Raw genomic sequence first — 24,443 nt, 5'->3', positions numbered from 1 at the left:
TACAAATGAGCAATACAATAACAACGACCAATTTTAATTTTCCAAATCAAAAATCGGTTTACAGAGGTAAAGTTAGAGAAGTTTACAATATCAACGACAATCTATTAGTGATGGTTGCAACGGATAGACTTTCAGCTTTTGATGTAGTTTTGCCAGAAGGAATTCCTTATAAAGGACAAATTTTGAATCAAATCGCTACTAAATTTATGGAATTGACTGCTGATATTGTACCAAACTGGTTGATTGCTACTCCAGATCCAAGTGTTGCTGTAGGGCATTTGTGTGAGCCTTTCAAGGTAGAAATGGTAATTCGTGGATATTTATCAGGACATGCTTCTCGTGAATATGCCGAAGGAAAAAGAAGTATTTGTGGTGTGCCTATGGCAGAAGGTTTAAAAGAAAACGATAAGTTTCCAGAACCAATTATTACGCCTACTACAAAAGCAGATAACGGAGAACACGATGCAGATATTTCGAGAGAAGCTATTTTGGCAAACGGAATCGTTACAGAAGAAGATTATATCGTATTAGAAAAATATACGCGTGCTTTGTTTCAAAGAGGAACAGAAATCGCTGCAAGTAGAGGTTTGATTTTGGTTGATACTAAATATGAATTTGGTAAAACAAAAGAAGGAGTTATCGTTTTGATTGACGAAATTCATACTCCAGATTCTTCGCGTTATTTTTACGCCCAAGGTTACCAAGAAAGACAAAATAAAAATGAAGAGCAAAAACAATTGTCAAAAGAGTTTGTGCGTCGTTGGTTGATCGAAAATGGTTTTCAAGGTAAAGAAGGACAACAAATTCCAGAAATGACCACAGAATATATTGAAACAGTATCTGAAAGATATATTGAGTTATATGAAAATATCCTTGGTGAGAAATTTGTGAAGGCTGATATTTCTAACATCAATGAAAGAATAGAAAAAAATGTATTAGCTTATTTAGCTAAGTAATTTATTAATTTTCCAGTAAAAAGTAAAAGCCGCAATTCCAATTGAGTTGCGGCTTTTTTATGAATTAAACCAAAATATTTAGAGTTGCGGCTATTTGTTTGTCTTGAATTTTAGAAAACATAAGCAATCCTACAATAGCTCCAATCGTAACAAAAAGCATATCCGATTGTGTGTCCCATATATCTCCCTGTGTACCCAAAAAGGAATCTCCGCCTGCTCCAGTAACCAATGAAACTCCCCATTCAATCCATTCGTAAGCAGCACTAATAGCGAGACAAATACATACAATGATGAAGTTGAAAAAGCTTTGATTGTTGATTACATTTTTTCTAATAAATAATTCCCTTGTAATCAAGGCAGGTACGAATCCTTGTGCAAAATGACCAACTTTGTCATAATTATTTCGACTTTGCTGAAATACATCTTTGATATATTCAAAAAATGGAACTTCTGCATAAGTGTAATGACCTCCGATAAACAGTATGATGCAGTGAAGTAGTATTAGAGAATAAGTGAACTCTGTAAATCTAAATTTTTTGAAAGTAACAGCCAATATGATGAGCCCAAGTATGGCAGGTATTATTTCTAGAAACCAAGTAAATATTTCCTTCGGATTTATTGCTGACCAAATTAATATGATAAAGTAAAGGGAAAGCATTATAAATAGGTTCTTCATCTAATAATTAACCATGATATAATTGATAATGCTGCTAATATAGTTATTTCTCCAGTGCTACTTTGAGATTATCTAATCCTTGCTGTAAATCTTTGCCCAGCATTTCTTCCATATTCATCAAAGGAAACATTAAATTCATGGGATAGGGCATAATTCCTTTGAAACCCCATTTTACTTTGGTTTCATTAACAGTAATAGCTTCAGTACTCATATAGGCATTATCATTGGATTCAAAAGGAATTTTGAAGCGCAATTCAAAATCGATTCTAGCTCCTTCTGTGATTTTTATTATTTCCTGTTCACCTACGCCAACTTTATCATTCTGGCTTTCCCATCCTGCAATAGCTCCAACCGTCCCATCAACACCAGAAAAAGTTTTTTTCATATCAGGATCAATTCTAGCCCAGACACTGAAGTCATCTTGGTTTTTCAAATATTTTATGTAATTAAAAACAGAATCCTTTGGCTGCTTGATAACAATTTCCCTTTCTACAGCATAATCCTTAGGCATAAAGAGAGCAACAATAAGTGCAATTGCAATAATTGCCAATATCGCAAATAGAATTTTTTTGATGATTTTCATGTTTTTTAATTTAAAGGTTGTTGAATGTTTTATTTTTAAATTGTATTTCATAGCAAGCTATCCAATTTTGAACAGTCATCTTCTGAACTAATTCTGCGATTAATTCAAAAGGGATTTGATCCACTTTCTTGAATCGAATGCAACTTTTCCCCATATCTAGTTTGGCATTTGAATATTTTGGAAATTCACTAACAAACCATTCAAAAAGATCAGGATTAGCATAAATTCCCATGTGATACAGAGCGATAAAGTTTTTTTGAGAGGTAATATTTACAAAAAGTAACGGGGGTTTTGGATTACAATGATATCCCTCAGGATATAATAGATGTGGAACAACGTAGCCTATCATTCCATAATTCATTTCTTCAACAAAACCATCGGGTAAATGTTCAAGAATAGTTTCTCTAAGTTTAACCATCACTTCCCTTCTTTCTTGAGGAAGCTCCATTAAATAGTCATCAATTGTTAGCGCTTTTGATTGCATGGAAAATGGTTTATAACGTAAATTTAATAAAAAAAACCGCTGTTCTTGATTTTGAACAGCGGTCTTTTAGCTAAAAAAGTGGCGGTATTTGATTAGGACTAAATTAATTACACTATAGGAGCATGTTTTTTTCTATTGAATACCCAAAAAATAATTGGGAAAACCAATAATGTCAAAATAGTAGCTGTCACTAAGCCACCGATGATTACAATAGCCAATGGTTTTTGTGATTCAGATCCAATACCTGTAGAAATAGCTGCTGGTAATAAGCCAATCGAAGCCATTAATGCCGTCATTACAACTGCTCTTGTACGAGCTTTTACCCCTTTAAAAATTGATTCCTCAAGTGTCATTTTTGCTTTAAGGTTGTGATGAAATTCAGATATTAGAATTACCCCGTTTTGAATACAGATTCCTAACAAAGCAATAAAACCAACTCCTGCGGAGATTCCGAAATTCATTCCAGTTAAATGCAACGCAATAATTCCGCCAATGATAGCAAAAGGTACATTTGCCAAAACCAATAAGGAATCCTTAATATTTCCAAATAGGATAAAAAGTAAAACAAATATTCCAATCAAACTTATGGGAACCACTTGACCTAATCTGGCGCTGGCGCGCACTTGATTCTCAAATTCTCCTGTCCAACCCACACTATATCCGGTAGGCATTTTGAGTTTTTTTACTCTAGATTGTGCGTCGGCTATAGTACTTCCTAAATCTCGGTCACGCACAGAGAATTTTACTCCAATAAAACGTTTGGTATTATCTCTATAAATAAAAGCTGGCCCTGTAACGGTTTTAACTTCAGATATTTCTTTTAACGGAATCTTAGCGCCACGGATTGTAGGTACTTTTAACTCGCTAATATCTTTTTCATCCTTACGGTATTCTTTGGCATAACGCACACGTACATCAAATTTCTTTTCTCCTTCGTATTTTTCGGTAGCTGTTTTTCCTCCAAAAGCCAATTCAAGAACAGCTTGTGCATCTTTTAGAGTAACGCCGTAAGCAGCCATTTTTTCACGATCCAAAACTACACTTAGCTCAGGTTGACCAACATTTCTCAAAATCCCTACATCTTTGATACCAGGAACATCCTTGATTTTACTGATTACTTGGTTGGCTAGTTCATCTAGTTCATCCAAATCGTCACCATAAATTTTTACTGCATTAGAAGCATTTATTCCAGCAACAGCCTCAGCAACGTTATCAATAATTGGTTGTGAATAATTATAACCAATCCCTTGATGTTTGGTTAGTTTCTTGTCCATTTGATCCACCAATTGGTCCATTGTAATTTTGCGTGTCCACTCTTCTTTTGGTTTTAAGTTTACTTGCATTTGCACATAGTAAAATCCACTAGGATCTGTTCCATCATTACTACGACCTACTTGGGACAGAACGCCAATTACTTCGGGGAAAGACTGTAATTCTTTTCTAAGTACTGCCGTAGTTTTTACAGTTTCGGTTAGGCTAGTACTCATTGGTAATTTGGCTTCTACCCAAAGAGCACCTTCATTTAATTGCGGTAAAAATTCCGTTCCTAAGAAGCTCGCTGAAAAGAAAACAGATACTAATAAAATAAATGAAATCATCAATGCTTTTACTTTATGTTTAAAAGTCCATCCAAATCCTTTTTCGACCAAATTATCCCAGAAATTGACAAAAGGATTGTGTTTTTCTTTCACATTTTTATTCAATAAAATATGAGAAAGCACAGGGACTAATGTTAGTGTAAATAGCAAAGCTCCAATCAAGGCAAATCCAAGGGTGTAGGCTAGGGGAGAGAACATTTTTCCTTCTACTTTTTGGAAAGAAAAGATAGGTAGCAAGGCTGTAATGATTATTAATTTTGAAAAGAAAATAGCTTTACCCATTTCGGTTCCTGTTCGTTTAATCAAACTTCCTTTGGCCAATTTGTTGTACTTGTACATACCTACTTCATGGGATTTTTTGTCTAGTACTACAAATAATCCTTCGACCATTACGACGGCGCCATCGATGATAATACCAAAATCCACCGCTCCCAAACTCAGTAAATTGGCGCTCATGCCCATTAGCTTTAGACATAAAAAAGCAAAAAGCAATGATAACGGAATAACAATAGAAACCGTAAAAGTAGTACGCCAATCTGCCATAAATAGGAAAACGATACAAGTAACCAGCACAATTCCTTCAAACAAGTTGTGCATTACGGTTTCGGTAGTGAAATTCATCAAACGGTCACGGTCGTAAAAAGTCTCCATTTTTACATCTTTTGGCAAGATGTTGTTATTCAAATCATCAATTTTTGCTTTTACTAAGGCAAGAACTTCTTTTGCATTTTCACCTTTACGCATTACGACAATCCCTTCTACAACATCGTCATTAGCGTCTAGTCCTGCTTGACCTACTCGCGGCATTGCACTTTCGTAAACATCGGCCACATTTTTGATTAGAATAGGATTGCCATTAGCATCATCAACTATAATGTTTTCGATATCTTGAATTGATTTTAATAAACCTACTCCACGCACTACATAGGCTTGGCCATTTTTTTCGATAACATCACCACCTACATTCAAGTTACTGCCATTTATGGCGTCATAAACTTGCAAAGGTGTAATGTTGTATTGCGCTAATTTTGCTGGATTAACACCTACCTCATACGTTTTTTCTTGACCACCAAAAGCGACTAAATCAGCCACTCCAGGAATCGCTCGTAATTGACGGTCTATTGTCCAAGATTGAATAGTTAATAAATCTCTGGAATCACGATTTTTACTTTTTAGCACATATCTAAAGATTTCACCTGTTGGTCCATAGGGAGGTTGTACATCGACATCTACACCATCAGGCAAAGACACGTTTTTTAGTAAATTATTGACTTGTTGACGTGCAAAAGCATCATCAACACCGTCATCAAATATGATTTTGATTACCGATAAACCAAACATCGTAATGCTTCGTACACTGGTTTTCTTTTGAACAGAGTTCATCGAAATTTCAATTGGAGAGGTTACAAAACGCTCAATTTCTTCGGCACTACGGCCATTCCACTGGTTTACAATGATAATCTGAGTATTGGTTACATCAGGGAATGCTTCTATAGGCATATTCTTAAATGCAATAAAACCAGCTACAGAAAGTAATCCAACCCAAAAGAAGGTGAAAGCTTTATTCTTTAAAGAGAAAGCAATGATATTTTTAATGAATTTGTTCATGAGGATAGGGGAATTTAGAATTCAGTATGAAAACGTAATGATAAAAATTGCACAGGTCCACGGTCTTTGTTATACCCAGGATTTATGATGTATTGATAATCTGGCGAAAGGGTAAAATTGGTTTTTGGAATAGCAAAAGAATAAAATGCTTCCGCAATTTTTTCTGTACCGTAGTTAAGGTTCCCATCCCCAATCATAAATCCATTTCCTCCTAATTGTTGGTATTTTTGATGCGAAGCAGAAAGACCATTTGAAGCTAATGCAATTCCTCCAAAATCATTTAGACGGTTCCACATTTTTCCTTTTAAGTTGATTCCTAATGTTGCAGATTGGTCAATCTCTGTAAATGCCCAAGTTTCATTTTTACCATCATTATAACTAAATCTTGTAAAAGCACCCCATTTGTCAGCATGCCCATATTCTGCATTTAAGCCTATTCCGTATTTAGTTCTACCATCTGCTCTGGTCGATGTAATATCGGGTTGTCCTATATAGATGGTGTTGGTTAAATTGTAATTCCCCATTGCAGCTACATTCCTAAAACCTAATAATTTTATAATTGAAGTATCATTGTTGGCAAAATGAACTTCTTTTTCTAATTCAATGTTTATAGCATTTGAATTCTTAAAGCTAAACGAAACATTTGGCCCGTTGGCTACCGTTGGCAAAGCATCAATACTGGCTCTTATTTGCCAGCTATTAAATTGGTAATTAGCATAAATCCCATCAGTATACCCCCTTGTATTGGCAGCATAATCCCAAGCTCCTTGAGTCATAAGTGACCAGTTCAAAAACTGAGTACGGGGATCATGACAAAAATTATTACCATCAAAATAATCCGACAAACCAAACTTTCCAAGGACAATTTTTAAATTATGTAATTTATCAAAATCAAAGTTTTGTTCTAATAACATTCGAGCCATATATACCACTGGTTTTGTTTGACCAATTCTAAAGGTTTCTCCATTTGCAAATCCACCTAGTCCTTTAGCACCCGAAACACCTTCTCCGCCAGACATTTCAGGATTTAAACTGATTTTCGCTCCTTTCCAAACAGGCAGGTCAAAATATAGTGTTGAGGTCAGAGACAATGCTCTTTCTTCAACATTTTTCAAACTATTATCTCCAGAATATTTAGCATTAAAAGCAGGATGGTATTGGTAAATTGAAGTCATTTGGTACTTTAAACTGTATTTCTCAATAGTGTCATTCTTTGGATTTTGAGCAAATAAAAATGTAGTACTAATGAAACAGTAGAGTATAAATAGAGAATTAACTATTTTCATGTTTAATCGTTTAAGGCATCGTAAATAAATAATTGATTTTTAGTAATAACCTTTTCGCTATCAGTTAGTCCACTCGAAATGTAAGTAGTATCACCAACCTGTCTGTAAACCTCTACTTGTCTGGTTTCGATATTATTTCTGTCTTTGTAAATCATGACAAAATTTTTGCTCTTGTCAAATATAACCGCCGAATTTGGGATTGCTACCATAGATTTATCTTCGTTAAAAGATAATTTGATAGTTGCATTCATATCTGGTTTTAGTAAGAAGCTTCTATTGGCTAGTTTTATCCTAGCTTTCATCGCTTTGGTGTCTGGGTCTATGATATTAAAGATTTTATCAATTTTGCCATGGAAAATTTTATCTGGATAACTTAAAGTAGTTACTGAGGCACTTTGCCCCAATTTAACTTTTTCAATATCACTTTCATTAACATTTGCAATGGCCCAAACTTCACTAATCTCAGCTATATCAAAGATGTTTTCAGATCTGTCATTTCTCAGTAACATATCTTGATTTATACTTTTTTGAATGATAAATCCACTTATTGGAGCAGTTACTTCATAAATAGAACCTGGTTTTATGTTGTAAATTTTGTAAATTTCTTGAACTCGATTTAATTGTGAGTTGGATTTATCTACTTCGCTTTTGGCTTGGAGAACATCTCTTTCAGAATTTAATTTCCCTTCAAATAAGTCTTTGGAAACTTTTAGATTATTCTTGGCAACCATCAAGTCACTTTTAGCATCAATCATTTGTTTTTCAAAATCAGCAATTTCTGTACTTCGTATGGTGGCTAGTACTTGTCCTTTTTTGACATAATCACCCAACTCAACATTCACTTTTAGAACATTACCACCAACAAGCGGATATACATCTATAGATTTGTTGTTGTCGGCTACAATTTTCCCATAAAAACTCAACTCATTTTTTACGATTTCAGTCGAAGCTGCAGCAGTTTTTGTAGTTTTAAGCATGCTATCGCTTAATGCAAAAGTGGTATTTACTTCGGGGTTTTCGACTTCTTTTTTGCAGCTTGTGAACGTAAGGGTAACTATTCCTATGGCCAATATTAAACGTGTCTTCATATTATAATGTTTTAAAATAAATCTTTGTTGATAGTACAATTAAGCTCTTCGGCTGAAAGAACTACTTTTTTCTTTAATTCATTCAATTGGATAATGGATTGATTATAGCTTTCCATAAAATCAGTAAACTCCAATATGCTAAGGTTACTTTTTTTAAAATTGGAGACTACACCTTGGTACACTTGTTCAAATTCATCTGGATTACTCATTCCTATTTGATTGTAGCTCTTTCTTGCATCAGCCCATTTATTGATATTCATGATGATTTCAGTTTCCAATTCAATAGTAGTTTTTTCTTGTTCTGTTTTTGATTGCTCAAAAAGAGTCTTGGCATATTGAATATTTCCTTTGTTTTTATTCCATAAAGGCAACGGGATAGCGAGAGTAATATTTTTTTGGTTATCAAATGCAGCGCCTCTTTGAGTATATCCTACTCCTAATGTTATATCTGGTATGGCAAGTGATTTTTGTAATTTGATGTTGAGTTCAGTGGCTTCGATATTCTTTTTGCTCAACAAATAATCAGGTCTTGTAGTAACTGCGATATCCTTTAGGTTTTTTACATCAAAAAGCATTTCCTTATTGTATTTTTCAAATTCTGAATTTTCTAATACAGGAATAACACGTTCTACTTTGTTTAATAATAATTTTAGATTGGCTTGTTCTTCATAATTAGTACTGAGAACCTCTAATCTTTCATTTTTAAAATTTAGATATAAAGATTGTAAACGTATTAGGTCTTTAAGGGGTAAATTACCTTTCTTCACCTGTGCAGAATATGACGTGACCAAGTCCTCAATATGAACTAATTGTTTATCTGTAGTTTCAATTTTCTTAAGATTGTAATAGATAGTGAAGAAACTCTTTCTTAATTGTAATTTAAGATTTCGAAGTAAATCATTGAATTCTATTTCAGCAATTTGCTCATTAGCCTTGGATAATTTTACTTCATTAGCTTTTTTGCCACCCAAATAGATAATTTGTGAAATACTAAATGCTTTTGCACCTTGCTTCCCATTGTCAAAATATTTTTGAGCTTCAGGATTGTAAGCATTTAAGTCAGCGCTTACAATTGGATTGTCCCATATTTTAGCCTGAATAGTTAATGCTTGTGCCGCATCAATATTATAATGCTGTGCAAGTAAAACTAAATTATTTTTCAAAAATTGAGTTTCACATTCCTTAAGCGTAAGTGAAGTTTGAGCCTGCAGACATTGTAAACCAAAGAGTAGGAGTAAGAGTCCTAATTGTTTTTTCATTGTATCTTATTTTATGATACAAAGATGGCGTCAGTCCACTTTAAGACACCTTAATTCAAGGCTTAAAAAAGGCTTAAAACCGGAAGTTTATCTGAAAGAGGTTGGTATGTTCCTTAGGAATACTATAATGAATTTGAGCTTGATGAATGTTCAAAATGCGTTGTACGATAATTAAGCCAAGTCCAAACCCTGTCGTGCCATTTGCGTTTTCGCCACGCATAAAAGGCTGAAAAAGATGTAGTTGTTCTTTTTTGTTTAAGGTTTTTCCAATATTTGAGACCGAAATAATTAGACTTTTTTCATCACAACTTATAATTACTTCAGCCTGTTTATTGGTAGAATAAACACAAGCATTTTTAAGCACATTAGTTAAGGCTATGTCGAGTAAATTTCTATTTCCTCTTATTTCTAGTGCATTTTCAAGATGTTCACTATCTTCAATTTCAAAAGAAATTTTAAAATCAGGATAAGATTTATTGATTTTTTCGATAGAGCTGAATAAAACCTCGTCTATCCTTATTAATTCTTTTTCAGCCGTTCTACTAATTTCTGTTTTTGATAAAATTAATAGAGAATGAATTAATTCTGTTAAATGATTCATATCTGATAGAATTACCAAAAGGAATTTCTTTGCGTCATCAGTTGTAGATTGATCACTTATTTTATTTTCTATTTGTGATGTAATTCTAGACAGAGGAGTGCGTAGTTCATGAGAAGCATGAGCGGTAAAATCCTTTTGACCTTGATAGGATAGCTCAATTCGATCCATCATAAAATTGAATTCATTAGCAATTAAGTCAATTTCGTTTTTGCTGCTTTTGGACTCAATTCGCGTGTCAAGATTGTTTTCGTTAATTTTTTTTATTTTTTGATGAAATAATCCCAATGGTAGTATTGCTTTATGTACCATCCAGGAAGTAAGTAACCAACAAATTAAAGTAAACGCAAAGTAAGAAATTATTAAAATGTATTGTAGATATACCATTTTACGATTTCCATATCGGTCATTTGCAGAGATCAAAACATAGTAATCTTTTGCATGGGTATCTATAAAAATCCCATAAAACTCATTTTGCCCCTGTTTTTTTAAAAAAGACTTGTGAACTTTTAAATATTTTAAATCAGCACCATTCCAGTCTATTTTTTTTCCTTCAACATTGCTATACATAAGTTTAAAATTCGAATCAAAAATTAATGTTTTTTCATCATTTAATTTATAAACCGAATTATTGTCTATTGTACGCAATAGTTCATAGTTTGGATTTTTATGGTCAGATAAAAACTTCAAGGTTTTGAGCGCCTTTACTTCAAGACGGTCTATAAATTCCTCTTCTCTAAAATTGGAAGCCAGAACAAATATAAAAACACATGCTATTCCATAAAGAGCAGCAAATAAAATACTTACCAATAGAGAAATTCTAGTTTTTAATGTCATTCAGTTTCACTTAAGTAATATCCATATCCAATTTTGGTATGTATGAGTTTTATCTCGCGGTCTTTATCTATTTTTTTTCTCAAAAAATTAATATAAACTTCAATAGTGTTTTGGTTGGTTTCAATATGATAATCCCAAAGTTGATCTGCAATCGTTGCCTTAGATAGTACTTTTCCATTGGCATTGGCAAGCATCAAAATAAGTTTGAATTCTTTGGGTGTTAATTTTATTTCTATTCCAGCTCGAAAAATTTTCATGTCCGTCTCAAACAATTCCAAATCATGAATAAGAATAGACTCTTTTTTTTGTTGTGGAATGTCTTTTCGTCTCAATAATGAATTAACTCTGGCGTATAATTCATCAAAATGAAATGGTTTTACCAAATAATCGTCAGCGCCGTTATCAAATGAAGTCAATTTGTCCTCAATTTCATTAAACGCAGTAAGCATGATTATGGGCGTTTTTTGATCAGTTTCTCGAATAGCCTTGCAAACTTCAAATCCGTTGCGACCAGGTACATTTATGTCTAGAATAATCAAATCATATTCAAAGGCTTTGTACTTTTTTATAAGTAATGAACCATCATAAAAAGGAACACAGTCAAATAATTTGGAAGTAAAAAAGGTGTTAATCTCTTTTGATAAGGTAAAATCATCCTCTAGTAATAAAATTTTCATACTTAGTAGTTTAAATAACCCGACTTTTTCAAATCGGGTTGTTTACTTTGAATTTGATTTGCAACAAACAAACTCCTATTTAAAATAAGAGAAAGTCTCGTTATTCTCTAATTTCAAAAGTGTTTCGTAGATCAATTTAATCACATTTTCCACATCATCACGGTGTACCATTTCAACAGTGGTATGCATATAACGCAACGGTAACGAAATCAAAGCCGAAGCAACACCGCCATTACTATAAGCAAAAGCATCGGTATCTGTACCAGTAACTCTAGAAGAAGCCAATCGTTGAAACGGAATTTTCTTTTCCTCGGCAGTATCCAATATAAGTTCTCTCAAGTTGTTTTGTACCGCAGGAGCATAAGTTACAACAGGTCCTTTTCCAATTTTTGTTTCCCCTTCAATTTTCTTTTCAATCATAGGAGTTGTAGAGTCATGACATACATCAGTTACAATAGCAACATTAGGTTTGATCGTTTGGGTTATCATTTCAGCACCACGTAAACCTACCTCTTCTTGAACAGAATTGGTAATGTACAATCCAAACGGAAGTTTTATTTTGTTTTCATGTAGCAAACGAGCCACTTCGGCAATCATAAACCCTCCCATACGATTGTCAATCGCACGACATACAAATTTATTATCATTCAAGATCATAAATTCATCAGGATAAGTAATCACACAACCTACATGTATACCAAGTTTTTCAACTTCTTCTTTAGTTTCACAACCACAATCTATAAAGATATTATCAGTTTTAGCTGGTTCTTCTTTTGCACGGTTACGTGTATGGATAGCAGGCCATCCAAAAACACCTTTTACTATTCCCTTTTTAGTGTGAATGTTTACTCTTTTCGAAGGCGCAATTTGGTGGTCAGAACCACCATTACGAATAACATAAATCAGTCCGTCATCAGTAATATAATTTACATACCAAGCAATTTCATCAGAATGTCCTTCAATAACTACCTTATAAGGGGCGTCTGGGTTAATAATCCCTACTGCTGTTCCGTATGTATCAGTAATAAAGGTGTCAACATAAGGTTTCAAATAATCCATCCAGATTTTTTGTCCTTCAGCTTCATATCCAGTCGGGGAAGCATTGTTTAAGTATTTTTCCAAAAAAGCTAATGACGCGGGTTTTAATATAGATTCTGTGCTCATAAAAATATTTTTTGGCTAATTTATAAATTTGGTATCAGACTTGCGTATATAATGTATAATTTTACCCTAATAAATATTGCCCCATGAAGTTTGTTTTTACACTTATAAGTTGTTTTGTCCTTTCATTAAGCACTTTTGCACAAGAAATTCCAGTTGGTCCGTCAAAAATGGTCCGTGAAATTGATGAATCGTATGAAATTGGAAAAGACACCATACAATTGGAGGAAATCCTTATTTCCAAAGAAAAATTAAACCCCGAAGCCAAAAAGCAATTCCTAATATTGCAAAACCGTGTTTTGGTAACCTATCCATATGCAAAACTAACAGCAGAACGATTAGTAGGTTTAAAAAAAGGAATGGACAAATTATCTACTGCTAGAGAAAAGAAAAAGTATTTCAAAATCGTAGAAGACTACCTTACTAATGAATTCGAAGCCAAACTCAAAAAATTATCTCGCAGTCAAGGACGAATCCTTGTGAAATTAATTCACCGTCAAACAGGTGTTACGACTTTTGACCTAATCAAAGATTTAAAAAGCGGTTGGAAAGCATTTTGGTCAAACACCGCAGCTAGTGTTTTTGATATTAATTTAAAATCAAAGTACCAACCATACGACGTCAACGAAGATTTTCTCATAGAATCAATTTTGTTCCGTGCATTCAATTCGGGACGATTGCAAAATCAACCTCCCGCAAACCCAGTTGACATGGAGAGTTTAAGTGATCATTGGCAAGCAAAAGCGCAAGAAAGTAAATAATCACAATCCATGCAATTCTCTAGTTAAGTTTCAGAAGCAGCCAGAATAGTTTTCATCAGTACAGATAGTCCCGCTATCCATTCTATCTTTGCTTTTTTTAAAGAAAAAAGCAAAGGATGCCACTTCTATCGGGGCTAGGAGTGTAGATTAGGTTTGTTTAGAAGCATGGTACCTTGAGTTATGGACAACAATACATAGGTAGTAGTACATTTTATATAAGGTAATAGAAATCAAAGCCATTTTTTATTTATAATGCCGATAGTTACTATATATAGGTAGCGAGTCAAGTCAAAACAGTTTAAGCAGGCCGTAGGTATGTAATAAACGCGGCAATAATTGCAATGAGTCCAGTAAATGAAATTTATGGATACCTATATATAAGTGATATTACTATGGAGTATGTGGAGAACACAATCCTAAACACCCTGCGTAATAATTCCAAAATCCTACAAACATAAAAAACATCAAAACTCAAACACCGCTTTTTCAGTCCATTAAAAAAAAAGATTAAAAAAAGGCGTTTAAAAAGTATTGTTTAAGGGGGAAGACTGTGTACTTTTGCACCCGCAACAACGAATACGTTCACTGACACACTGGCAAGGATTACGAGGTATAAAGGGGAAGAAATTCTTCAAAAAAAATATCAAATAAAGCTTGTGAGATTAGAATTTACGTTTTACATTTGCACCCCGCAAAACGATGAAAGTTCCTTGAGATACTGGTAAGAAAGAATAAAGAAATTAGGATTTAAATTCTAAAAAAAACTTTAAATTTTTCTTGCGAGAAACAAAAGAGTTTTTTACTTTTGCACCCGCTTCGAGAAACATGTTTAACATGACAACGAAACGACAAACAAGATAAGAATACGTTCCTAGACATATTGAATTGACAGCCGTTTTAAGAGAGATCTTAAAGCAAAAGAATAAGAGTAATAGAATCGAGAGATTCGAATAATAACCGATAGAAACTGAGTCGACAATTAATAGTTTGAATTTATTCAAACGCACAATATACGATGAAGAGTTTGATCCTGGCTCAGGATGAACGCTAGCGGCAGGCTTAACACATGCAAGTCGAGGGGTATAGGTTTTCGGACCTAGAGACCGGCGCACGGGTGCGTAACGCGTATGCAATCTACCTTTCACAGAGGGATAGCCCAGAGAAATTTGGATTAATACCTCATAGTATAATGACTCGGCATCGAGACATTATTAAAGTCACAACGGTGAAAGATGAGCATGCGTCCCATTAGTTAGTTGGTAAGGTAACGGCTTACCAAGACTACGATGGGTAGGGGTCCTGAGAGGGAGATCCCCCACACTGGTACTGAGACACGGACCAGACTCCTACGGGAGGCAGCAGTGAGGAATATTGGACAATGGGCGCAAGCCTGATCCAGCCATGCCGCGTGCAGGATGAAGCATCTATGGTGTGTAAACTGCTTTTGTACGAGAAGAAACACTAGTTCGTGAACTAGCTTGACGGTATCGTAAGAATAAGGACCGGCTAACTCCGTGCCAGCAGCCGCGGTAATACGGAGGGTCCAAGCGTTATCCGGAATCATTGGGTTTAAAGGGTCCGTAGGCGGCCTTATAAGTCAGTGGTGAAATCTCCCGGCTCAACCGGGAAATGGCCATTGATACTGTAGGGCTTGAATTATTAGGAAGTAACTAGAATATGTAGTGTAGCGGTGAAATGCTTAGAGATTACATGGAATACCAATTGCGAAGGCAGGTTACTACTAATATATTGACGCTGATGGACGAAAGCGTGGGTAGCGAACAGGATTAGATACCCTGGTAGTCCACGCCGTAAACGATGGATACTAGCTGTTGGAAGCAATTTCAGTGGCTAAGCGAAAGTGATAAGTATCCCACCTGGGGAGTACGAACGCAAGTTTGAAACTCAAAGGAATTGACGGGGGCCCGCACAAGCGGTGGAGCATGTGGTTTAATTCGATGATACGCGAGGAACCTTACCAAGGCTTAAATGTAGATTGACCGGTTTGGAAACAGACTTTTCGCAAGACAATTTACAAGGTGCTGCATGGTTGTCGTCAGCTCGTGCCGTGAGGTGTCAGGTTAAGTCCTATAACGAGCGCAACCCCTGTTGTTAGTTGCCAGCGAGTCATGTCGGGAACTCTAACAAGACTGCCAGTGTAAACTGTGAGGAAGGTGGGGATGACGTCAAATCATCACGGCCCTTACGCCTTGGGCTACACACGTGCTACAATGGACGGTACAGAGAGCAGCCACTATGCAAATAGGAGCGAATCTACAAAACCGTTCTCAGTTCGGATCGGAGTCTGCAACTCGACTCCGTGAAGCTGGAATCGCTAGTAATCGGATATCAGCCATGATCCGGTGAATACGTTCCCGGGCCTTGTACACACCGCCCGTCAAGCCATGGAAGCTGGGGGTGCCTGAAGTCGGTGACCGCAAGGAGCTGCCTAGGGTAAAACTGGTAACTAGGGCTAAGTCGTAACAAGGTAGCCGTACCGGAAGGTGCGGCTGGAACACCTCCTTTCTAGAGCCTTAGTGTTAGCTTATTAATAAGCACGGTAGGGAAAAAGACGAAGAATCTAAAGGATTTAGAATATTAAGAATTTATTACTCTTGCTGTTAATTTAAAAAAATTGAATAAAATTTAAGTTAAAGATAAACGATTTAAGATTGTTGATTAACGATTTTTGATTTCAGATTTAGATCTGCAATCGTTAATTTAAAATCATAAATCCCAAATCACCTTGTCTCGTAGCTCAGCTGGTTAGAGTACTACACTGATAATGTAGGGGTCGACAGTTCGAGTCTGTCCGAGACAACTAATTTAAAGTTATAAGTTATTAAATATAATTTATAAGTTTAAAAAAACTTAAAGGAAATTTTAGAAGTTGAGAATGTATGAGATATGAATTCATAACTCAAAACTAATAACTCATACTTAAAAAATGGGGAATTAGCTCAGCTGGCTAGAGCACCTGCCTTGCACGCAGGGGGTCAACGGTTCGACTCCGTTATTCTCCACTATCTATCTACGAAAGTAGAAAGAAAAAGTTCATTGACATATTGAGATAAGAAAAATATTAAAAGTAGAAAGCGTTTTTTACTATTAATAGTAAAAGACAAACAAAAACGGTCTTAATTAATTTTAAGATTGGTACAATAAGCAAAATAAGGGCGTATGGGGGATGCCTTGGCTCTCAGAGGCGATGAAAGGCGTGATAAGCTGCGAAAAGCTACGGGGACGGGCACACACCGATTGATCCGTAGATACCTGAATGGGGCAACCCACTAGATTGAAGATCTAGTACACCGATAGGTGGGCAAACCCGCTGAACTGAAACATCTAAGTAGGCGGAGGAGAAGAAAACAAAAGTGATTCCGTAAGTAGTGGCGAGCGAACGCGGATTAGCCCAAACCAATGTTGTTACGGCAATGTTGGGGTTGTAGGACCACGACATTTTATGTATGAAGAATTAGAATTTACTGGAAAGTAAAGCCAAAGAAGGTGATAGCCCTGTATAAGTAATGAATATAATAGATAGTGGTATCCTGAGTAGGGCGGGACACGAGAAATCCTGTCTGAATTTGGCGGGACCATCCGCTAAGGCTAAATACTCCTGAGAGACCGATAGTGAACCAGTACCGTGAGGGAAAGGTGAAAAGAACCGTGAATAACGGAGTGAAATAGATCCTGAAACCATACGCTTACAAGCGGTCGGAGCCCTTTCGTGGGGTGACGGCGTGCCTTTTGCATAATGAGCCTACGAGTTAACGTTGCTGGCAAGGATAAGTGGTTAAGCCACGGATCCGTAGCGAAAGCGAGTCTGAATAGGGCGCTTTAGTCAGTAGTGTTAGACGCGAAACCGTGTGATCTACCCATGGACAGGTTGAAGCTTTGTTAACCCAAAGTGGAGGACCGAACCCGTTGACGTTGAAAAGTCTTGGGATGATCTGTGGGTAGGGGTGAAAGGCCAATCAAACTCGGAAATAGCTCGTACTCCCCGAAATGCATTTAGGTGCAGCGTTAGTTATAAAGTTATATAGAGGTAGAGCTACTGATTGGATGCGGGGGCTTCACCGCCTACCAATTCCTGACAAACTCCGAATGCTATATAATGTTCACTAACAGTGAGGGCTTGGGTGCTAAGGTCCAAGTCCGAGAGGGAAAGAACCCAGACCATCAGCTAAGGTCCCCAAATATATACTAAGTTGAAAGAACGAGGTTTGTCTGCATAGACAGCTAGGATGTTGGCTTGGAAGCAGCCATTCATTTAAAGAGTGCGTAACAGCTCACTAGTCGAGCGGACGAGCATGGATAATAATCGGGCATAAGTATATTACCGAAGCTATGGATTTACAATTTATTGTAAGTGGTAGGGGAGCATTCTAACAGGGTTGAAGGTGTATCGTAAGGTATGCTGGACTAGTTAGAAAAGAAAATGTAGGCATAAGTAACGATAATGCGGGCGAGAAACCCGCACACCGAAAGACTAAGGTTTCCACAGCTATGCTAATCAGCTGTGGGTTAGTCGGGACCTAAGGCGAACCCGAAAGGGACAGTCGATGGACAACGGGTTAATATTCCCGTACTACTGTTAACTGTGATGGGGTGACGGAGTGATGAAAGTGCCGCGAACTGACGGAATAGTTCGTTGAAGTACCTACCTATAAGCTGCGCAGGCAAATCCACGCGGCTTGGGGAAATACGATAGTACTCGGCGTCTTCGGACAAAGAGATAGTGCACCTAAGGGCTTCCAAGAAAAACCTCTAAACTTCAGGTTAATAGTACCCGTACCGCAAACCGACACAGGTAGTCGAGATGAGAATTCTAAGGTGCTCGAGAGATTCATGGCTAAGGAATTAGGCAAAATAGACCCGTAACTTCGGGAGAAGGGTCGCCAGCAGCAATGCTGGCCGCAGTGAAGAGGTCCAGGCGACTGTTTATCAAAAACACAGGGCTCTGCAAAATCGTAAGATGAAGTATAGGGCCTGACACCTGCCCGGTGCTGGAAGGTTAAGTGGAGATGTTATTCGCAAGAAGAAGCATTGAAATGAAGCCCCAGTAAACGGCGGCCGTAACTATAACGGTCCTAAGGTAGCGAAATTCCTTGTCGGGTAAGTTCCGACCTGCACGAATGGTGTAACGATCTGGACACTGTCTCAGCCATGAGCTCGGTGAAATTGTAGTAACGGTGAAGATGCCGTTTACCCGCAGTGGGACGAAAAGACCCTGTGCACCTTTACTATAGCTTAGTATTGACTTTGGACAAATGATGTGTAGGATAGGTTGGAGACTGTGAAGTGGCGTCGCTAGGCGTTGTGGAGTCATTGTTGAAATACAACCCTTTGTTTGTCTGAAGCCTAACTCCGCTATGCGGAGGACATTGCTTGGTGGGTAGTTTGACTGGGGTGGTCGCCTCCAAAAGAGTAACGGAGGCTTCTAAAGGTTCCCTCAGTACGCTTGGTAACCGTGCGTAGAGTGCAATGGCATAAGGGAGCTTGACTGAGAGACATACAGGTCGATCAGGTACGAAAGTAGAGCATAGTGATCCGGTGGTTCCGCATGGAAGGGCCATCGCTCAAAGGATAAAAGGTACGCCGGGGATAACAGGCTGATCTCCCCCAAGAGCTCATATCGACGGGGGGGTTTGGCACCTCGATGTCGGCTCGTCACATCCTGGGGCTGGAGAAGGTCCCAAGGGTTGGGCTGTTCGCCCATTAAAGTGGCACGCGAGCTGGGTTCAGAACGTCGTGAGACAGTTCGGTCTCTATCTACTGTGGGCGCAAGAAATTTGAATGGATCTGATTCTAGTACGAGAGGACCGAATTGGACAAACCTCTAGTGTATCTGTTGTCACGCCAGTGGCACCGCAGAGTAGCTACGTTTGGAAGGGATAAGCGCTGAAAGCATATAAGCGCGAAACCCACCATAAGATGAGATTTCTTTTAAGGATCGTGGGAGATGACCACGTTGATAGGCTATAGATGTAAAGGCAGTAATGTCATAGTCGAGTAGTACTAATAATCCGTAAGCTTATGTACACCCTTTCCAGTGCACGAAAGTGCACTGGGGAAACTTTCTAATAAATACTTTTTTCTTTATCTCAGTATGTTAAGATATTATGTAATGTTGATTAGCTAAAAGCTAGTTTACCCATTGCAAAACGACCTTAAGGTGGTTATTGCGGCGGGGCTCACCTCTTCCCATCCCGAACAGAGTAGTTAAGCCCGCCTGCGCAGATGGTACTGCAGTTATGTGGGAGAGTATGTCGTCGCCTTTCTTTAGAGAACCCTGATTCATCCGAATCAGGGTTTTTTGTTTTATAGGTACGACGTGTCGGCTACAAAGCCTCGATCCGTCGCTTTTATTTAGAAACCTTTATCCTAATCGGATAGGGGGTTTTTGTTTTACAGCCGTTTTTGTTGTGAAAGCTGATTTTTTGCATGAGGGATAGTAGTGAAAATCCTTTTTTGAGGCTTTTTTCGGCCTCAAAAAAGATTGTAACGAATAGCCCGACGCTACTGTAACGGAGTGGAAGTAGCGGCATGCCCAAGAAATGATAGATATATCTAGAAATACTAGTTGTTTTTTAGTTTAATTTATTACTAAAAGATTACTATGTTTAGGTTGGTAGTTTTTATTTTGATTATTTTTGATTTTTAATCTAAATATAAAACATGAAAAATTTTTTCTCACTTTCTCTCTTTTCATTTTTACTTCAGCTAGGTGCTCAAGAACGTCCTAAATTGGTGGTAGGAATTGTAGTTGACCAAATGAAAATGGAATATTTATATCGTTTTCAAGATGATTTTTCGGAGAATGGTTTTAAAAAATTGATGAATAATGGTTATGTTTTTCATAACATGCATTTCAATTATATGCCAACTTATACTGGGCCAGGGCACGCATCTGTTTATACAGGAACTACTCCTTCTGTTCACGGGATACTTGCCAATGATTGGTTTGATAGATCAGTTGGGAAATCAAGGTATTGTGCAGAAGACGAATCGGTAGCTTTGTTAGGTGAAGGAAATAAAAAAGAGGGGATGATGTCTCCTGTTAATTTGCAAACCACTACCATTACTGACGAATTGCGCTTGGATACCAATTTTAAGGGTAAAGTAATCGGAATTAGTATAAAAGATCGTGGTGCAATTTTGCCAGCTGGTCATTTTGCAAATTGGGCTTTTTGGCTTAGCGATACGGGAAATTTTATTTCTAGTAGTTTTTATGGTTCTCAATTACCTGATTGGGTAGTTCAGTTTAATGATAAAAAACAATATGTTTCTTATTTAAATAAAGATTGGAATTTGTTAAAACCAGAATCGGTTTATAATGAAAGTTTGGCGGATGATAATGATTATGAAGGACTTTTGTTTGGCAGTAAGAAACCTATTTTTCCTTATGATTTAAAATCAATGTATGAAAAAAATGGTCCTAGAGTTATAAAATCAACTCCGTTTGGGAATAATTTTTTAGCTGATTTTGCAAAAGAAACGATTGTTAATGAAAAATTAGGTGCGGATAGTGATACTGATTTTTTAACGGTTAGCTTTTCTTCAACCGATTACGTTGGACATTTGACAAGTTCTCGTTCCAGAGAGATACAAGACACTTATTTACGGCTAGACGAGACTATTGCAGACTTTCTTTCCTATTTAGATAAAAAGGTAGGGAAAGGTAATTATCTGCTTTTTTTGACTGCTGATCATGCTGCAGAGGAGAATTCTAGTTTCCTGAAAGATCATAAATATAATGTACAAAATGGCAATTCAAAAGAGTTGGTAAGTGGGCTTCGTGAATATTCAAAAAATACGTTTGGGGTGGATGTTATATTAAATTACTCCAATGATAATTTGTTTTTTGATAAAAAAATAATAAAAGAAAAGGGAATTGAATTAACTAAGGTTAAAACCTTATTTAAAGAGTATTTAATGACTTATCCACATATAAAAAGAGTGTATTCAGAGGAAGAAATACTTGCTGGTTCAGGATCAGATTATTTTCTAAGCTTTATTTCAAAAGGTTATGATCCTAAACAGAGTGGGGATTTAGTTATTCTTGATAAACCTGGTGGACATGGAGGTAAAGGTACTTCTCACGGAGCTCCTTATGTCTATGATACGCATGTACCAGCGATTTTTTATGGATGGCATATTAAAAAAGGTGAGTCTTTTGATAAAAAAGTGATAACTCAAATTGCTCCAACAATTGCTCAAAAAATAAAGGTGTCTTTCCCTAATGGCACAGAAGCGAATGTATTGTCTGAGGTTTTAGAAAAATAGTTATAAAACAAAAATCCCATTTCGATCGAAATGGGATTTTTTATTTTTATTGAGCAGTAGCTATTTGTGGTAAGCCAATTTGATTTTTGATTAAATCTTCAAATGTCTCATGAGCACGAATTAGATGTCCTTGTCCATTCATCCATAAAACTTCAGCAGGTCTGTATCTTGAGTTGTAGTTGGAAGCCATAGAATAACAATAAGCTCCAGCATTTTTAAAACTTAGAATATCACCTTCTTTTAATTCTGAGATACGTCTGTTGTTTGCAAAAGTATCCGTTTCACAGATATACCCAACAACAGAGTAAAAACGCTCTTTTCCTTTAGGATTAGAAATGTTTTCAATATGGTGTGATGAACCGTAAAACATCGGACGTATCAAATGGTTGAATCCACTATCAATTCCAGCAAATACAGTTGAAGTTGTTTGTTTGATCACATTTACTTTAGCCAAAAACTGACCCGCTTCGCTCACTAAAAACTTACCTGGTTCAAAGATTAAGGTTAAGTTTTTACCGTATTCAGTACAAAACTCATTGAACCTTTTTGATAATTTTTTACCTAATTCTTCAATATCAGTTTCGATATCGTCTTTTTTATAAGGAACTTTAAATCCACTTCCAAAATCTAAAAAGTCTAAGTTTTTGAAATGTCTTGCAGCGTCAAATAAGATTTCAGCAGCGTATAAAAACACTTCAATATCCAAGATATCAGAACCTGTATGCATGTGGATACCTACGATGTTCATTTTTGTGTTTTCAACAATACGTACCAAGTGAGGCAATTGGTGTACCGAAATACCAAATTTACTGTCGATATGACCAACAGAAATATTAGCATTCCCTCCAGCCATTACGTGTGGGTTAATACGAATACAAACAGGAACATTAGGATGTTTAGCTCCAAATTGTTCTAGTATTGAAAGGTTATCGATATTGATTTGTACTCCTAGTGCATTTACTTCTTCAATTTCTTCAAGTGAAACCCCGTTTGGTGTATAAAAAATACGCTCGGGAGAATATCCCGCATGAAGTCCTAATTGTACTTCTTGAATAGAAACAGTATCTAAACCAGAACCCATTCCTTCTAATAATTGTAGGATAGCCACATTAGATAAAGCCTTCATTGCGTAGTTGATACGTAATTTTTCTACTTTAGAGAAAGCTTTGGTTAAACGATTGTATTGCGATTTTATTTTATCGGCATCATAAACATATAGTGGTGAGCCAAATTGTTCAGATAGTTGAAGTAAGTCTTTTGGTTGCATTTTAATTTTTTTAGGCAAATTTATTATTCTTTATTGATTTTACAATGCATTTTGCTAATTCTAACAAAATATAACAAAATGTTTGTTTTGTAATATTTAGAGCTCTAAAGAATTGGTTTGTAGTCTAAAATAGAGCTATTTCTGTGAATTACCCCGTTATATTAAGATGATTCAGGCCTTAAACAAACAGTATTACCAAATGCATAATTTATTTTTTTAAATAATGTTAGGTACTTGTCCGAAATCTAAACCATATTTGGGGTTTCGGATAGAGAATAGTTAGCCTTTTTTTGGAGCAGACTGTTGAGTATTTCAGGAAAGTTGGTTCCCGCTATCTACTGTATCTGTTGTTTTTGCTGTCGCAACACAACAGGATGCTGTTTCTATCGCGGCTAAAGAGTGGATTTCGTTTTATTAGGGTTGTTTTCTATCTAAGGTATAGTTTTCAATTATAGGGATATTAAAATGACACTTTAGATAGTTAAGTTAGACTTTGATAGTTGGTTAATTAAATTCATTTTTTTTTATCAGTAACTAAGGTTGATCTTGTAAAATGTTCTACATTTAGATTATTATTTGAATTAATATTAAATTTGAAATTAAATGAATATCCCTAAAACTCTGATACTAGATACTTGTGTACAAAAACAAAATGAACTGATCGAAAGTTTTCAAAACCGATTGGATTCAATGAAATTAGATGTCTTTGAAGCAAACCAATCGCCTAGTCAGACTGAAGACCGTGCTGCTGGTAAAGTAGAACTTTTAAATGCTGTTGGTAACGAACTAGATTTTGCTTTAAGGGAAATGGAATTCCTTAAGACATTAAACCCAGAAAAAGAAAGTACAATAGTAGAACCGGGGGCATTAGTTGTAACTGATAAATTGACTCTTTATATTTGTGTGTCAATTGAACAAATTGAAGTTCAAGGGCACACGGTTTACGGTATCTCAACCAAAGCTCCTATTTATGCTGCCATGAGAGGACTCAAAAATGGTGATAAATTCAGTTTCAATGAAACAGAATATCAAATAAAATCTATTTATTAATTTTTCTTAGATGTATTTTGATTTTACAAAATCGCTTCTGAAATTTTAAAAAGCAGTTGGTTTTTTTCAATCTTGATAGAGGCGCTTTCCTTTTATTCTTGAAATAGAGTGGGATTTCGTACAGCAGAACACTTATTAAAGATAGATTTATTAACATAACAATTAAAATCTTCAATTTAAAAGAAGGCTATTGCTATTCGTAAACGTTACCTTTGCATCAAAATTGTTGTGTAAACATTTTTATAACTAAATGATAGAGAGATAA

15 protein-coding genes, 2 tRNA genes and 3 rRNA genes are annotated in these 24,443 nt (G+C 36.1%); 9 read left to right on the top strand and 11 right to left on the bottom strand.

The window, feature by feature from the left end; translation table 11 throughout:
• Positions 1–5: 5 nt before the first annotated feature.
• Positions 6–956, top strand: coding sequence for a phosphoribosylaminoimidazolesuccinocarboxamide synthase (locus tag ABZP37_RS15350; protein ID WP_366183971.1), 951 nt, complete (start codon positions 6–8; stop codon positions 954–956).
• A gap of 64 nt (positions 957–1,020) precedes the next feature.
• Here ABZP37_RS15350 and ABZP37_RS15345 read toward each other — a convergent pair whose 3' ends face one another.
• The 10 genes from ABZP37_RS15345 to ABZP37_RS15300 all read right to left on the bottom strand — a co-directional run bounded on the left by ABZP37_RS15345 (position 1,021) and on the right by ABZP37_RS15300 (position 12,814).
• Complete coding sequence (locus ABZP37_RS15345) at positions 1,021–1,632, bottom strand: DUF2238 domain-containing protein (RefSeq protein ID WP_366183970.1); 612 nt, start codon at positions 1,630–1,632, stop codon at positions 1,021–1,023.
• A 43-nt stretch (positions 1,633–1,675) separates the two neighbouring features.
• Positions 1,676–2,215, bottom strand: coding sequence for an SRPBCC family protein (locus tag ABZP37_RS15340; protein ID WP_366183969.1), 540 nt, complete (start codon positions 2,213–2,215; stop codon positions 1,676–1,678).
• Positions 2,216–2,225: 10 nt separating this feature from the next.
• Complete coding sequence (locus ABZP37_RS15335; protein ID WP_366183968.1) at positions 2,226–2,699, bottom strand: DUF1801 domain-containing protein; 474 nt, start codon at positions 2,697–2,699, stop codon at positions 2,226–2,228.
• Between the two features lie 107 nt (positions 2,700–2,806).
• Entirely contained in the window at positions 2,807–5,905 is a 3,099-nt protein-coding gene (locus tag ABZP37_RS15330) for a CusA/CzcA family heavy metal efflux RND transporter (protein ID WP_366183967.1), read from the bottom strand.
• Between the two features lie 14 nt (positions 5,906–5,919).
• Complete coding sequence (locus ABZP37_RS15325) at positions 5,920–7,191, bottom strand: carbohydrate porin (protein ID WP_366183966.1); 1,272 nt, start codon at positions 7,189–7,191, stop codon at positions 5,920–5,922.
• A gap of 2 nt (positions 7,192–7,193) precedes the next feature.
• Positions 7,194–8,279, bottom strand: a complete 1,086-nt coding sequence (locus ABZP37_RS15320) for an efflux RND transporter periplasmic adaptor subunit (protein WP_366183965.1) — start codon at positions 8,277–8,279, stop codon at positions 7,194–7,196.
• Positions 8,280–8,290: 11 nt separating this feature from the next.
• Positions 8,291–9,538, bottom strand: a complete 1,248-nt coding sequence (locus ABZP37_RS15315; protein ID WP_366183964.1) for a TolC family protein — start codon at positions 9,536–9,538, stop codon at positions 8,291–8,293.
• A 73-nt stretch (positions 9,539–9,611) separates the two neighbouring features.
• The gene (locus ABZP37_RS15310) at positions 9,612–10,973 is read right to left on the bottom strand and encodes a HAMP domain-containing sensor histidine kinase (protein WP_366183963.1); all 1,362 of its coding nucleotides are present in this window, start codon (positions 10,971–10,973) and stop codon (positions 9,612–9,614) included.
• A complete protein-coding gene (locus ABZP37_RS15305; protein WP_366183962.1) occupies positions 10,970–11,650 on the bottom strand; it encodes a response regulator transcription factor in 681 nt (226 codons plus the stop codon). The genes ABZP37_RS15310 and ABZP37_RS15305 overlap by 4 nt, the downstream gene beginning before the upstream one ends.
• Before the next feature lie 75 nt (positions 11,651–11,725).
• Positions 11,726–12,814 (bottom strand): M42 family metallopeptidase, encoded by a 1,089-nt coding sequence (locus ABZP37_RS15300; protein WP_366183961.1) that lies wholly within the window; start codon positions 12,812–12,814, stop codon positions 11,726–11,728.
• A gap of 83 nt (positions 12,815–12,897) precedes the next feature.
• Between ABZP37_RS15300 and ABZP37_RS15295 the strand changes: the two genes are divergently transcribed.
• The 7 genes from ABZP37_RS15295 to pafA all read left to right on the top strand — a co-directional run bounded on the left by ABZP37_RS15295 (position 12,898) and on the right by pafA (position 21,861).
• Positions 12,898–13,572 (top strand): DUF4294 domain-containing protein, encoded by a 675-nt coding sequence (locus ABZP37_RS15295; RefSeq protein ID WP_366183960.1) that lies wholly within the window; start codon positions 12,898–12,900, stop codon positions 13,570–13,572.
• 1,012 nt (positions 13,573–14,584) lie between these two features.
• Positions 14,585–16,098: ribosomal RNA gene (locus ABZP37_RS15290) — 16S ribosomal RNA — on the top strand.
• Positions 16,099–16,319: 221 nt separating this feature from the next.
• Positions 16,320–16,393, top strand: a tRNA-Ile gene (locus tag ABZP37_RS15285).
• A gap of 128 nt (positions 16,394–16,521) precedes the next feature.
• Positions 16,522–16,595, top strand: a tRNA-Ala gene (locus ABZP37_RS15280).
• A gap of 136 nt (positions 16,596–16,731) precedes the next feature.
• A 23S ribosomal RNA gene (locus tag ABZP37_RS15275) occupies positions 16,732–19,617 on the top strand.
• A gap of 129 nt (positions 19,618–19,746) precedes the next feature.
• Positions 19,747–19,856 (top strand): 5S ribosomal RNA (gene rrf / locus ABZP37_RS15270).
• The 16S, 23S and 5S rRNA genes sit together here with 2 tRNA genes alongside, the layout of an rRNA operon.
• A 397-nt stretch (positions 19,857–20,253) precedes the next feature.
• A complete protein-coding gene (gene pafA, locus ABZP37_RS15265; RefSeq protein ID WP_366183959.1) occupies positions 20,254–21,861 on the top strand; it encodes an alkaline phosphatase PafA in 1,608 nt (535 codons plus the stop codon).
• A 46-nt stretch (positions 21,862–21,907) separates the two neighbouring features.
• Here pafA and lysA read toward each other — a convergent pair whose 3' ends face one another.
• Positions 21,908–23,128, bottom strand: coding sequence for a diaminopimelate decarboxylase (lysA, locus tag ABZP37_RS15260; RefSeq protein ID WP_366183958.1), 1,221 nt, complete (start codon positions 23,126–23,128; stop codon positions 21,908–21,910).
• 603 nt (positions 23,129–23,731) lie between these two features.
• Between lysA and ABZP37_RS15255 the strand changes: the two genes are divergently transcribed.
• The gene (locus ABZP37_RS15255) at positions 23,732–24,178 is read left to right on the top strand and encodes a hypothetical protein (RefSeq protein ID WP_366183957.1); all 447 of its coding nucleotides are present in this window, start codon (positions 23,732–23,734) and stop codon (positions 24,176–24,178) included.
• Positions 24,179–24,443: the final 265 nt, after the last annotated feature.

The organism is Flavobacterium ovatum, assembly GCF_040703125.1.
In the GTDB taxonomy this organism is placed as follows: domain Bacteria; phylum Bacteroidota; class Bacteroidia; order Flavobacteriales; family Flavobacteriaceae; genus Flavobacterium; species Flavobacterium ovatum.
Note: the sequence above shows the minus strand (reverse complement) of the source record. Positions and strands in the feature narration are given on the sequence as shown.

Bases quoted from the DNA above. Each gene is read 5' to 3' on its own strand.
- ABZP37_RS15305 (WP_366183962.1), bottom strand. From the start codon at position 11,650: ATGAAAATTTTATTACTAGAGGATGATTTTACCTTATCAAAAGAGATT.
- lysA (WP_366183958.1), bottom strand. From the start codon at position 23,128: ATGCAACCAAAAGACTTACTTCAACTATCTGAACAATTTGGCTCACCA.
- ABZP37_RS15345 (WP_366183970.1), bottom strand. From the start codon at position 1,632: ATGAAGAACCTATTTATAATGCTTTCCCTTTACTTTATCATATTAATT.
- ABZP37_RS15295 (WP_366183960.1), top strand. From the start codon at position 12,898: ATGAAGTTTGTTTTTACACTTATAAGTTGTTTTGTCCTTTCATTAAGC.
- ABZP37_RS15320 (WP_366183965.1), bottom strand. From the start codon at position 8,279: ATGAAGACACGTTTAATATTGGCCATAGGAATAGTTACCCTTACGTTC.
- ABZP37_RS15300 (WP_366183961.1), bottom strand. From the start codon at position 12,814: ATGAGCACAGAATCTATATTAAAACCCGCGTCATTAGCTTTTTTGGAA.
- ABZP37_RS15330 (WP_366183967.1), bottom strand. From the start codon at position 5,905: ATGAACAAATTCATTAAAAATATCATTGCTTTCTCTTTAAAGAATAAA.
- ABZP37_RS15340 (WP_366183969.1), bottom strand. From the start codon at position 2,215: ATGAAAATCATCAAAAAAATTCTATTTGCGATATTGGCAATTATTGCA.
- pafA (WP_366183959.1), top strand. From the start codon at position 20,254: ATGAAAAATTTTTTCTCACTTTCTCTCTTTTCATTTTTACTTCAGCTA.
- ABZP37_RS15350 (WP_366183971.1), top strand. From the start codon at position 6: ATGAGCAATACAATAACAACGACCAATTTTAATTTTCCAAATCAAAAA.
- ABZP37_RS15315 (WP_366183964.1), bottom strand. From the start codon at position 9,538: ATGAAAAAACAATTAGGACTCTTACTCCTACTCTTTGGTTTACAATGT.
- ABZP37_RS15310 (WP_366183963.1), bottom strand. From the start codon at position 10,973: ATGACATTAAAAACTAGAATTTCTCTATTGGTAAGTATTTTATTTGCT.
- ABZP37_RS15255 (WP_366183957.1), top strand. From the start codon at position 23,732: ATGAATATCCCTAAAACTCTGATACTAGATACTTGTGTACAAAAACAA.
- ABZP37_RS15335 (WP_366183968.1), bottom strand. From the start codon at position 2,699: ATGCAATCAAAAGCGCTAACAATTGATGACTATTTAATGGAGCTTCCT.
- ABZP37_RS15325 (WP_366183966.1), bottom strand. From the start codon at position 7,191: ATGAAAATAGTTAATTCTCTATTTATACTCTACTGTTTCATTAGTACT.